Consider the following 11,309-nt stretch of genomic DNA (forward strand, 5'->3'; position numbering starts at 1 on the left):
GCCAATAAGCCGGGCGCAGGGTGTCCTTTTCCACGCGGCCACCCTATTTTTTAAAACACCTTGCCACCGAGCAGAGAGGGCCAGCTTTTGGACGGCGGCGAGGGCATGGCCTCGGACGGCAGGAGCACGGTCCCAGACGGCAGGAGCACGGTCCCAGACGGCAGGAGCACGGTCCCAGACGGCAGGAGCACGGTCCCAGACGGCAGGAGTACGGTCCCAGACGGCAGGAGCACGGTCCCAGACGGCAGGAGTACGGTCCCAGACAGTGGAGAGATGGTCTCAGACAGTGGAGAAGCATGGCTTCAGACAGGAGAAACACGGCCTCCGTCAGGGATATGGCCTCGGACAGGGAGGGAGGTATGGCTTCAGGTAGAGGGCTCACGGCCTCAGGCAAGAGGAGATACAGCCTCGGACAGTGGGAGAGAGCTTCTCCCCTGCGGCGCTGGGGACGGCCGCTGCAAAATGTGACGGCTCGCCCTTGCCCTCCCTCCAAAGATTGCATTGCCCCTTTGCCCACAGTAGACAGCCCGGCAAAGCCGCCATTCACAGTGTTTTGGCGCATCGGAAGGATTGCCGTCTCCGCCTGCCGCAGTGCTGAGGACAATCAGTTGAAAACTCGGCGTGCATCGGCTGCAGTGGTGAAAAAGGGATAGGAGGAAAGGGAGCAGCTTTGGGCTCTACGCAGGACACACCCCTTCTATAAAGAGGCCAACGGGTCCAGCGCCTCCAAATTTTCCCATTAAAGGCAATGTCCGGGCAGAGGCGCAGCAAGCGGGGCGGCGCTTTCGCCGCCCCGCCCAAGATGCCAAGCCGGTTTGGGCTGTCGAAATCACAACCGCCGGTCCCTCATTTGTCCCCTAAAGGCGGGCCGCCAGCCAGCGCAGCGCCCGCTCGTGGCGGGCGGCGATCCCGGTGATGTGGCCGCCCGGATTCCACTCCAACACGCACCGGTCGGGGTTGTCCAGCCGCCCTTGCAACTGTTTACAGAGGGCGCGGGTACAGTCCCCCACCGGGGCCAACCGCGCCATTCGGGTGTGCTCCTCTCCCTCCCCTAAAGAGAGGTAGAAGAGGTCCTGTCCCCGCTGCGGCAACTTCTCCTCTGCGTACTCCCGCCAACCATCGTACCAGAGGGAACCCGAAAGGCTGGCAAAGGCCGCGAAGGGGGCGTTCGGCTGGGCTGCTGCCCAGAGGGTGAAAAGTCCCCCCAGCGAGTACCCCAGCAAGGCTGAGCGCTCACTGTCCGCCCCCAGAGCGGCCTCCGCCGCCGCCTTGGCCCGGCAGAGGCGGGGCAGGTATCCCGCCGCGTCGCCGCCAAAGGGCCTGTCCCTCTTTTTCAGGTTGGGGGCGGGCCAGGGGGTGTAGTCGTCGTCCCGGTTCCCAGTGCTGTGCAGCACCAGGGCCAGGGGCGGCAGAGTGTCCCCCTCCCCCTCCAGTCCGGCCAGCAGTTCGGGCAGCATCCCCTCCACCATCTCGCCGTCCAGCAGATGAACAGCGGGCATCCCCCGCTCCCAGCGCGCGGGCAGATAGCAGCGGGTCCCCTCCGGGCCTGCATGCAGCGTTCCCTTCACAGAACATCCTCCTCCCTCCCGGCGCGCCAGAGTACGCCGGTTTTCCTCCAGTATACCCCTGCGGGGAGAAGGGCGCAACTCCCCTACTGCTCGGGGCAGACCCGACAGATGACCTGACTGCCCGCCGCGGAGAGGACCCGCACCTGAAACACATCAGGCACCTGGTCGTAAAGGCAGCCGGCACTCATACGCCCGCTACGAATCATCCTCCCGGCACACCCCCTCACTGCTCCGGGCAGACCCGGCAGATGACCTGGCTGCCCGCTACGAAGAGGACCCGCACCCGGAACACATCGGGCACCTGGTCGTAAAGACGGCCGGCGCTCATGGTCCCCTTGGCCACCGTGTAGGGGCTATTCGCCAGGTATCCCGCCTGACAGCTGGGGGACACCCCCACCCAGACGGCTTCGGCATCGTGCGAGTTCTGGGGCTCCTTTTTGCAGACAAGCGTCTGTCCAGGGGAAAATACCTCCGTCCCCAGATAGTGCTTTCCCCCCACGACGGTCACAAAGCGCTTTTTCTTCATCTGTGATCCCTCCTCTTTACGCGGCCCGGTCGGGCAGCAACCAGCCGTCCCGCAAGTCCCGCAGGGCCTCCTGCTCGGTGTCGGCGGAAAACTGAAACCTCCCGCCCCTGTCGTACACTTCCACATGGCCGTTCACATAGCGAATCTCGCAATCCATCTTCCGTCCTCCTCACAGGTCGTCGGTTTTGTTCTCTCTGGTACCAGTATACAAAACCAACTGTCCCATAAAACGGACTGTTTTCTTTCGTCCTCCCGGCTGGGCGGGATCTTTTCTGGAATGTGGCAAAAAAAGGAGACAGCCGCAAGCTGTCTCCCCTCTCTATTGTTCCCCCTCCCCGTAGGGGGCCAAGGTCTCTCTGGCGTAGCGCAGGTAGGCGTTTACCGCCTCCGGCGGCTCGAGGATGCGCGCCCCGGCCCCCAGGCCGAAGAGCCAGGACCAAAATGGGGGGCTGACCCGCACCTTGACCCGCACCGCAAACCCCTCTCCCACGGGGCGCAGGGGCGTCTCGGGGCCAAAGCGGTCGGCCACCACCCCCGCCAGGGTGGGGGCAAACCAGAGCAGCAGGGTCTCCTCCTCCCCGCCGAACATCCCAAATACCCCCTTGGAGTAGGCCCCCATGTCGAAATTGGCAAAGGCGTCCGCCCCCTCCCGGGGCATCTCCGGCAGCGGGCGGATGTGGGCCATCTTGTCCACCCGGTAGTGGCGGATGGCCTCCGACCGGCTGTCAAAGGCGATGAGGTAGTAGTTTTCGTCGTCCCAGGTGAGGGCCCAGGGGCTGACCCGATAGGCCTGTCCGTCCCGGCGGGCCCGGCGGACAAACCGCCTCCCCCCGGGGGCCAGGGCCCACTCCTCGTAGACAAAGGAGACCTGCACCCCCTGGGAGATGGCCCCGTGCAGGGCGTCCACACTGAAGTAGACCGCCTCGTTTTCGGTCTTGACCCGGCCGGCCACATAGACCTGCCGCTGCAGCTGGCGGGCCTGGTGGGCGCTGCAGAGCCCCTCCACCTTGCCGATGAGTTGGTCGGATTTGCGCCGGGTGATGAACTTGCAGGCCTGCACCGCATCCACCAGCAGCTTCAGTTCAGGCAGCTGAAAGGGACGCTCGGCCACAAAGTAGCGCCGTCCCTCCCGCATCACGTCCAGCCCGTAAAGGCGCAGGGTCTCGATGTCGTCGTAGAGGCTTTTGCGCTCGGCAGCCAGCCCCCGCCCCTCCAACTCGCCCTGCAGCTGGGCCAGGGTGAGGCCGTGCTCCTCGTCGGTCTGGCGCAGAAGGATCTCCCGCAGGGCCAGCAGCCGCCCCTTCTGTCCCCCGCTCTTGGCCACAGCCCTTCCCCCTCTCTACTCGCCGATGATCTTGATCAGGACCCGCTTGTCCCGCATCCCGTCGAACTCAAAGTAAAAAATCTGTTCCCAGGTGCCGAAATCCAGCCGGCCGCCGGTGATGGCGCAGACCACCTCCCGCCCCATGACGGTTCGCTTGAGGTGGGCGTCGGCGTTGTCCTCAAAGCCGTTGTGGTCATACTGGCTGTAGGGCTTTTCCGGGGCCAGCCGCTCCAGCCAGCGCTCGTAGTCCCGGTGGAGACCCGCCTCGTCGTCGTTGATAAAGACGCTGGCGGTGATGTTCATGGCGTTGACCAGGCAGAGCCCCTCTTTGACCCCGCTCTCGTCGATGGCCTGCTGCACCTGGGGGGTGATGTTCACCAGTCCCCGCCGGGCAGGCAGGTGAAAGTGCAGCTCTTTGCGGTGGGATCTCACAGCGCTCTCTCCTCTCACTTCTTTTGCAGCCGGCGGCAGAGTTCCGGGTCGGGGGTGACATAGGCCGAGTAGTTTTGCTCGAACACCACCATCCCCGGCTTGGCGCCGGCGGGTTTTTTGATGTTTTTCACCAGGGTGTAATCCACCGCCACCTGGGCGGCATCCCCGGCCTTGGAATGGGTGGCGGCGATGGTGGCCGCCTGGGTGAAGGCCCGCACCGGGATGGCGTCGAAGTCCTCCCCCCCGGTCAGCAGGATGGCGTGGCTGCCGGCGATGTCCTTGGTGTGAAACCAGATGTCGGTCTTCTCGGCCAACTTGGTGGTGAGCTGGTCGTTTTGGGTGTTGTTGCGCCCCACCAGCAGGGTATAGCCGTCGTCGAGGACAAATTCCAGGGGGCCGCGCATCTTGGGGCGGTTCCCCTTCTTTCCGGCCCGGCGCAGGTAGCCCTGGTCGCAGAGCTCCTGGCGGATGACCGCCAGCTCGTCCTCCCCGGTGGCCCGGGTCAGGCTGTCAAAGACGCTCTCCAGGTAGCGGATCTCCTCCTCTCCCTGTTCGATGAGGGCTTTGAGCTTCTCCTCGGCGGTGCAGAGCTTGCGGTATTTTTTGTAGTAGGCCTGGGCGTTCTGGGCCGGAGTCAGCCGCGCGTCCAGGGGGATCTCCACCGTCTCCCCCGCCTCGCTGTAGTAGTTCGGCACCTTGGCCACCCGGTCGCCCTTCTGTATTTGGTAGAGGGCGCTCTGCAGCAGGTCGCCGCAGACCCGCAGCTCCTCCCGCTGGGCGCAGGCGGTCAACTCCTCCCGCTGGGCGGCCACCCGGCGCTCGATGCGCTCGATGCGACCCATCAGCAGGTGAAAGAGGTCGGCCGAGCGCTGTTTGACCCGGTGATAGGCGTCCTTCCCGGTGTAAAAGGCGTCGAGCATCTCCCCCAGGGTGGGGTAGTTGCGGGTCTCAAAGGGGTAGCCGAACTGGTGCAGCTCCATAAAGGAGAAGTCCTTGGGGGCCTTCTGCGCGTCCAGCACCACCGTGGGGGTACAGTCCCCCGAGGTGACCGTCTCCTGCATCTGCCCCAGGAAAAACCGCAACCGGTCCAGCTGCGCGGGGGCGAGTTCCCCACAGGGTTCCCCTTTGGTGACGTAGTGCTCGATCTCCCCCGCCACCACCGGTGAGATGCCGGCCAGGGTCTTCATACAGGCCCGGTGCAGGTCCCCGTCAAAGCGGGCGGCCACCGCCTCGGCCAGCTCCTCCTTGCTGTGAGAGAGGAGCCAGAGCTTGTTTTGGGCCGGGGGGAGGGTGTACTTTCCGGTGGGCAGGATCTGCCGCACCGAGGACATGCTCATGTCCACCCGCTTCACCGCGTCCAGGATGGTGCCGTCCTCGGTGAGGAGGACGATGTTGGAGTGGCGGCCCATGATCTCGATGACCAGACGCAGGCGCACCGCGTCGCCGATCTCGTTGCGGCAGTCAAAGTCCAGAAAGGCGATGCGCTCCCCTTCGGGCTGGCGGATGTCCGCCAACCGCCCGCCGGAGAGGTGTTTGCGCAGCAGCATGCAGAACATGGGCGGGGTGGCGGGGTTGGGATACTGCTCCCCGGTCAGGTGGATGCGGGGGGCGTCGGCCCGGGCCGAGAGAAAGAGCTTTCCCCCGATCTCCCCCTGTCCCGAGAGGGTGAGCACCAGCTCCTCCTTCGAGAGCTGGTGGATCTTGGTGATCCGCCCCCCCAACACCTTTTGGCGCAGTTCACCGCAGAGCAGGTGGAGGGTCAATGCGTCCAGAGCCATTAGAAAAACACCTCCACATCTCGCTGGGTCGAGGGGAAGACCCGCTCCACCCCCGCCTCTTCCAGCAGCGCCTGCAGGGCGGGCAGCACCACCTGCTCGGTGGCAAAGTGGCCCGCCGCCACCAGGGTGATCCCCCGGTGGGCGGCCTCCAAAAATTCGTGGTACTTGCACTCGCCGGTGAGGAGGGCGTCGGCCCCCAGGGCCTGGGCCTCCTCCGCCATGCCGCCGTCCATGGCCCCGCTGCAGAGGGCCACCCTCTCCACCGAACCCTGTCCCAGGGTGCAACGAACCCCGGGGGCGCCCAGGGCGGTCTTTACCTGCGAGGCAAAGGCCGCCGGAGCCAGGGGCCGCGCCAGCCGGCCGATGCGGCCCAGGCCGTCGGGGCGGAAGGGGGCCAACTGCCCCAGCCCCACCGCGGCGGCCAAACAGTCGTTGACCCCGCCCTGGGCGATGTCCAGGTTGGTGTGCATCGAGATGACCGACAGTCCCTCTGCCGCCAGGCGGTGGGGCAGCGACCCGGCCTCCAGCCGATGCAGACCGCCGAAGATGACCGGGTGGTGGGTCACGATCAGGTTGGCCCCGTGGGAGAGGGCCGAGTCGATGACCCCGCCGGTGACGTCCAGGGCCAGTTCCACCCCCGTCACCTCGGCCTCGCCGTCTCCAATCAAAAGACCCACATTGTCCCAGCTCTCGGCCAGGGCGGTGGGACAGTGCTCCTCCAACAGAGCCAATATCTCTTTGATGCGCATACTATACTCCTTCTCAAAAAAGCGGGCTCGCCCGCGAAAATCATTCGGTTGGCGCGACCCCACAGGGGCCGCAAGCGGCCTGCATACCTGCTTCGCCGCCAGGTGGAATACCCCGTCGTCCAGGTCCTGCGGACCGGCCGGCGGCGTTATTGCCATTATACCACAAGCGCGGAGCGCGCGGTGGTATTTGGCCATGAGGCAGGGAGCAAAGGTCGTTTGCACATCTGCCCGACCATCTCGGTATAATAGCCACTTTGTGGCTATTATACCACATCCCCCGCCAAAATCGTAGGCGGCTGCGCCACTCCCCCAACGGGCTTGGGTCGCTTTATGGGCCCATCTTGCGACGATCAGGCCGACATGGTAAAATGGTAAAAACTGACTTGCGCTGGGCTGAAAAGTGCGAATTTCTTGTCTGCCGGGCCGAGCGTGTCCCCCATGGGCACCCCCTCCCGCCGCGGCAAAGGCAAGGCGTCCTTTGCAAATTGGAATGATAAGGGAGTATTTCCATGAGTAAAAAGACCATATCGGTGCTCACCTGCCTGTGCATACTGATCGCGGCGATGGACATATCCGGCCTGCCGGGCATCTTATTTCAACTGAGAGTTGCAGATGTGGACGCGGCTATTCTTCCACTGACGCTCAATTTTTGTCTCATTGGACTCGCGGCTTTCGCCGTTATCCGAATATTTAAAATAGAGTATAAATACGGCTTTACAACAAACGGGTTGCTCAATGGGCTAAAAAAATACGCCCCGGCGGGAGCGATTGCAGGAATCCTGTCCTTTATTGCCTTTTTTATCGGTCTCTCCCCATTTGATTACAAGCCGACCATCTGGAAGGTATTGATTGAGGGCGTAGTCTATTACATAGGGGTTGGAATAGTAGAAGAGTTTTATGTAAGGGGGCTCTTTTTAAACATCGTAGAGGCGCTGTGCAAAAAGCGAAAAAACAAAACCGCCATTGCCATTGTGGTGTCGTCTATTGCATTTGGGCTAGGCCACATTCCGGGTGTTATTGGTATGGGGTGGGGAGTGATCCTCTTTAAGGTCATATCCACCATTGGAATGGGCTTTTATTTTGGCGTCATCTACAAGCGCACCAACAATTTGCTTTTGCCGATACTGATGCATATTTTCATCGATGTGTGCGCGCTCCCATACTGTTTTACATCCAACATGCGCTATGAAACCATTTCGCTCATCATTTTAGTGATTACCTATACCATGCTGGCAGTATATAGTGGCGTGCTGTTGGGAAAAGCCGACAAAGCGAATTAAACAGAAGCCCCCCTTCTCCCTGTCGGACCAATGCAACGAGCCCTCACGGGATATATACCAGCGGCCATCTTTTTTCAAAAGCCAAAGGACGCTCGCTCCCCTCTGAACCCACTGTAAAACGGACCATTGCAAATAGAGGCCACTTTCATCAAAAGGCGGCTTTTTTGAATCTTTGGGTCGCAGACAGCCCAGTGCCAAAAAGGGGGGAGACTGCGCCTCAACCCGGCGCAGTCCCCCCCCTTTTATTACCCCAGATTTTCCCGCCGCTGGCTCAACAGCTCATCGGGGAAGCTGTCGCTGCAGAGGCTCCAGTGCTCCCCCCAGTCGTCGCTGGCAAACCATAGGGCGGTCTCGGCCGCATCCCCGTCGTCCCCCTGGGTCACCGGCAGCAGCCCGTATTGCCCGTCAAAAATCGGCGGTTGCACCGCCCCGTAAACCCCCTCGTACTCGGCCGGGAGGGCCACCTCACACCGCCGCCAACTGTCGCCCCCGTCGGCGGTGCGGTAGAGGCAGGGCAGCCCGTTTTCCGGCCGGTAGCAGAGAAAGCCCACCTCCTCGCTGACAAATCTGGCGCCGATCACCAAGCTGGTCTTCCCCTGCGCAGCAGGGGTGGCGGTGGGCTGCCAGGTCTTCCCCCCGTCGGCGGTCAGGTAGACGCTGCAACCCTCCTGGCTCATGGTCCGCCCGGCGCTAAAGACCGCATAGCCGCCGGTGTCGCTCCAAAAGCCGATGGCGCGAAAGCGGCTCCCCGCCCCCGACGAGGCCACCGTTCTCTCCTCCCAGCTCGCCCCCCGGTCGCTTGAGAGCAGGGCCTTCATCTCCTCGCCGTCCTGGTAGAAAAGGGCCGTCTTCTCCTGGGTGACCCAGACCGCTCCCGACGGCACAAATTCCTGGGCCTGTTGGTCGGGGCTGTACAGTTTGGCCACCGCCAGCGGGCCCTTCACCCATTCCAGCCCGCCGTTATAGCTGATTTCCAGGGTGGGCTCCCTCTGGTAGAGGCCGGTGCGGTACTGGCAGCGCCCGTCCCAGCCCCGCTTGGCCTGGGCTGCCGCCGCGTCGGCCTGGGCGGCGCTCAGGGCGTAGTCGGGGCCGTCGTAGGGGGGCAGGTCCCCGGCCTCCACCAGCTCTCCCAGTTCAGTGAGGGCGTATCCATCCGTCCCGTAGCGGACGATCCGCATCTGCGCGGTGCCACTCTGCCCCTCATCCAGGCAGCCGGCCAGCAGGCCGGGGGTCCCTGCGTCGGCCGAGAGGGTGAAGCCCAGCTCGGCGGTGTACTCCCCCCGCCCGCCGGCCAGCACATTCCTGGGGTAGCCGGGGGTCAACTGGGCCCCCTGGCCGGCGGCGTACTGGGTCAGCAGTTGTTTGGCAATGTCCAACAGCCCGGCGCTGTCCGTCTGCACCGTGGCCAGCGCGCCCTCCGGCGGCTGGGCGGCGGAGACCGACGGGGAGGACAGGGCCCCCTCCGGCGGGACCTCGCCCCCGTCCCCCTGCCGGCAGCCGGTCAAACTGCCCGCCGCCAGCGCCATCACCAGCAGCCAGGCCTGCCATCTCCCTCTCTTCACAGAAAACCCTCTCCCTTCTTTTCACCGCGAGAAAATGGGGCGCCAAAGCGGCCCTCCCACCAGTGAGACTGGCCGGGAGGGCCGCCCGTTACACCTCAGTACAGTTTTTTGATCTCCACGATCAGCTCTTCGATGTGGGCGGCGTCCTTCCCCTGGGCCAGCAGCCCCTGCTTCTGGCTGTAGAGCTGCCCCAACACCTTTTCGTAGTAGAGGGCCCGCTCCTCCCCCGCGCTCAAGGGGACCAGGCCCACCAAGCTCATGAGGGGGGAGATCCGCTTGGGTTCCCCGCCGTAGGTCGCCAACATCACCGTGTAGACCCGGCCGCGGTCGCAGACCACCTGCTCCTTCACCAGCTCAAATCCGGCCTTGTACAGGTCGATGCGCAGCTGGCCGGCCCGGCTCATGGGCTGCAGCACCAGGGTCTTGCCCGGCGCCCGGAGCCGCTCATCGGCGAGGACGATGCTGGCGATCAGCTCGCCCCCCATCCCCGCGGCAATGACGGTGTCGGTCTCGGGTACCCCTTGCAGCCCGTCGGTGCAGATGCAGTTCACCGCCAGGCCGTTTCGCTCGGCCAGCCGCTGCGCCTTCTGCAGCGAGGGCCCTGAAATATCGCAGGCATAGCCCTTGGTGACCCGCCCGCTCTCCACCAGGTGGCAGATCAGGTAGCCGTGGTCACAGCCGATGTCGGCCGCCGTGCCCGGGGGCACCAGGGCCGCCACTGCCTGCAGTCGCTTATCCGGCAATCGTATCAACTGCTTCTCCTCCCCTCTGTGCGTCGGTTTTGTCCATCTGTCTTTGCATGGTCTTCATCAAGAAATTGCTGATGTACTGGCTGGCCCCCAGCACCAAAAGTCCGGTGATGGTGGCCACGGTAGTCTGGGGCAGCATGGAGATGACCGCCATGCCGGCGGCGCCGCCAAAGCCCATACAGAACTGGGAGAGGGTGATGAACTCCCCGCTGAGGCCCTGGCCGCCCGGCGTCTTTTTCACCGACAGGTAGAACATGCTGGTGTAGCCGTTGTCCAGCCAGCAGCCGAAAAAGCTGTTGACCGCCGAAAACAGGAGGATGGTGGTCACGTCCATCCGCCAGTAGAGGGAGGCTGTGGTCGCCACCAGGACGCTCACCGAGATGTGCAGCAGCTTCACCCGGTTCTCCCGCTTCATCAGCCGCCCGCAGACCCAGCTGGCCAGGATGGCGCTGATGCCCACCAGCACGTTGTTGACCCCCACCAACAGCTCGCTCTGGATGATGCGAAAGAGGAGGATGTTGAGGAAGAAGTTGAACACCCCCGAGCGAAAGCCCTTGATCAGCTCTGAGGCCACGAACATCCGCCAGAGGGGGGAGCGCACGGCGATTTTCGCCATTTTTTTGTACTGGGTCTTTTGCGAGTTGAAGGTGATGCGGGGCATCCGCACCACCTTGTACATGGCCACCGCCGCCACCGCCGCCGAGAGGCCGAAGACCACGTAGTAGCCGGTGAGCCCTTCAAAGCGGGAGATGAGGAAGCCCGAGAGAAAGGGCATGGCCAGGCTGACGATCCCCCTGGCAAAGGCCATGAAGGAGACGGTCTGGTCGGTGTTCCCCTCACTGGAAAACTGGGAGACCGCGTTGGCGTAGGTGATGAAGAAGAACGACTGCCCCATGGCCGCCAGAAAGGCGATGAGCACCACAAAGTCGTCCAGCCGGTTCATCACCGTGAAAAAGGTGACATACATCACCAAAAAGTCGGCAATGGCCACCGTAAAGGTGAATTTGGCCGAAAAGCGCCGCATACAGGCCACCGTCGCCACGGTGAAAAAGGGGCCCAAAATGGAGACCACCGTGTTGTAGAACATGGTGACCCCGCTGTCCCCCGTCAGCTTGATAAACAGGGTGTTGATGAACATGGTGTGCAGGTTGGTGAAGACGAGATAGCACAGATAGATCTGCAGCACCTTCAAAAAGTCCGGGTTGAGGCCCTCCATCCCCAACATCTGCCGCAACCGGCTGTTTTTTGCCACACAAATTCCTCCTCTTTTTTAAAAGCGCCGTCTCCGGCACAGGCGCAGCCGCATGCGCCCAACGGGGCGGGGCCGCGAGACATTTGTCC

12 protein-coding genes are annotated in these 11,309 nt (G+C 63.4%); 1 reads left to right on the forward strand and 11 read right to left on the reverse strand.

Annotated elements, in window-relative coordinates:
- Window positions 1-857: 857 nt before the first annotated feature.
- From GT748_RS03025 to GT748_RS03050, 8 genes are all read right to left on the reverse strand, one after another.
- Entirely contained in the window at window positions 858-1,568 is a 711-nt protein-coding gene (locus GT748_RS03025) for an alpha/beta hydrolase (protein WP_052537735.1), read from the reverse strand.
- Between the two features lie 83 nt (window positions 1,569-1,651).
- Window positions 1,652-1,774, reverse strand: a complete 123-nt coding sequence (locus tag GT748_RS15665) for a hypothetical protein (RefSeq protein ID WP_279286024.1) — start codon at window positions 1,772-1,774, stop codon at window positions 1,652-1,654.
- A 17-nt stretch (window positions 1,775-1,791) separates the two neighbouring features.
- Complete coding sequence (locus GT748_RS03030; RefSeq protein ID WP_021661374.1) at window positions 1,792-2,094, reverse strand: HIRAN domain-containing protein; 303 nt, start codon at window positions 2,092-2,094, stop codon at window positions 1,792-1,794.
- 16 nt (window positions 2,095-2,110) lie between these two features.
- Window positions 2,111-2,251, reverse strand: coding sequence for a hypothetical protein (locus GT748_RS15135; RefSeq protein ID WP_021661375.1), 141 nt, complete (start codon window positions 2,249-2,251; stop codon window positions 2,111-2,113).
- A gap of 162 nt (window positions 2,252-2,413) precedes the next feature.
- The gene (locus tag GT748_RS03035) at window positions 2,414-3,418 is read right to left on the reverse strand and encodes a helix-turn-helix transcriptional regulator (RefSeq protein ID WP_021661376.1); all 1,005 of its coding nucleotides are present in this window, start codon (window positions 3,416-3,418) and stop codon (window positions 2,414-2,416) included.
- A 15-nt stretch (window positions 3,419-3,433) separates the two neighbouring features.
- Window positions 3,434-3,850 (reverse strand): secondary thiamine-phosphate synthase enzyme YjbQ, encoded by a 417-nt coding sequence (locus tag GT748_RS03040; RefSeq protein WP_044993512.1) that lies wholly within the window; start codon window positions 3,848-3,850, stop codon window positions 3,434-3,436.
- 14 nt (window positions 3,851-3,864) lie between these two features.
- Window positions 3,865-5,628, reverse strand: a complete 1,764-nt coding sequence (locus GT748_RS03045) for an Rqc2 family fibronectin-binding protein (RefSeq protein WP_021661378.1) — start codon at window positions 5,626-5,628, stop codon at window positions 3,865-3,867.
- On the reverse strand, window positions 5,628-6,377 hold the full coding sequence (locus tag GT748_RS03050) for a Nif3-like dinuclear metal center hexameric protein (protein WP_044993515.1): 750 nt from the start codon (window positions 6,375-6,377) through the stop codon (window positions 5,628-5,630). Before GT748_RS03050 ends, GT748_RS03045 begins: the two co-directional genes overlap by 1 nt.
- 509 nt (window positions 6,378-6,886) lie before the next feature.
- Between GT748_RS03050 and GT748_RS03055 the strand changes: the two genes are divergently transcribed.
- Window positions 6,887-7,657 carry a CPBP family intramembrane glutamic endopeptidase gene (locus GT748_RS03055; protein WP_021661381.1) on the forward strand — a complete coding sequence of 257 codons (771 nt, stop codon included), beginning with the start codon at window positions 6,887-6,889 and terminating at the stop codon, window positions 7,655-7,657.
- A gap of 245 nt (window positions 7,658-7,902) precedes the next feature.
- Here the strand turns inward: GT748_RS03055 and GT748_RS03060 are convergent, their stop codons facing one another.
- The 3 genes from GT748_RS03060 to GT748_RS03070 form a co-directional block, all read right to left on the reverse strand.
- The gene (locus tag GT748_RS03060; RefSeq protein ID WP_044993517.1) at window positions 7,903-9,219 is read right to left on the reverse strand and encodes a WD40/YVTN/BNR-like repeat-containing protein; all 1,317 of its coding nucleotides are present in this window, start codon (window positions 9,217-9,219) and stop codon (window positions 7,903-7,905) included.
- Window positions 9,220-9,314: 95 nt separating this feature from the next.
- Window positions 9,315-9,971: a class I SAM-dependent methyltransferase gene (locus tag GT748_RS03065; protein ID WP_081693087.1), complete on the reverse strand. Its 657-nt coding sequence runs from the start codon at window positions 9,969-9,971 to the stop codon at window positions 9,315-9,317.
- On the reverse strand, window positions 9,952-11,220 hold the full coding sequence (locus GT748_RS03070) for an MFS transporter (RefSeq protein WP_044993519.1): 1,269 nt from the start codon (window positions 11,218-11,220) through the stop codon (window positions 9,952-9,954). The genes GT748_RS03065 and GT748_RS03070 overlap by 20 nt, the downstream gene beginning before the upstream one ends.
- Between the last annotated feature and the right edge of the window lie 89 nt (window positions 11,221-11,309).

Source organism: Bittarella massiliensis (ex Durand et al. 2017) (assembly GCF_009876955.1).
Lineage (GTDB): Bacteria > Bacillota > Clostridia > Oscillospirales > Ruminococcaceae > Bittarella > Bittarella massiliensis.

Coding starts and splice junctions, on each gene's coding strand:
- GT748_RS15665 (WP_279286024.1), bottom strand. CDS start 1,774: ATGATTCGTAGCGGGCGTATGAGTGCCGGCTGCCTTTACGACCAGGTG.
- GT748_RS03030 (WP_021661374.1), bottom strand. CDS start 2,094: ATGAAGAAAAAGCGCTTTGTGACCGTCGTGGGGGGAAAGCACTATCTG.
- GT748_RS15135 (WP_021661375.1), bottom strand. CDS start 2,251: ATGGATTGCGAGATTCGCTATGTGAACGGCCATGTGGAAGTGTACGAC.
- GT748_RS03045 (WP_021661378.1), bottom strand. CDS start 5,628: ATGGCTCTGGACGCATTGACCCTCCACCTGCTCTGCGGTGAACTGCGC.
- GT748_RS03050 (WP_044993515.1), bottom strand. CDS start 6,377: ATGCGCATCAAAGAGATATTGGCTCTGTTGGAGGAGCACTGTCCCACC.
- GT748_RS03055 (WP_021661381.1), top strand. CDS start 6,887: ATGAGTAAAAAGACCATATCGGTGCTCACCTGCCTGTGCATACTGATC.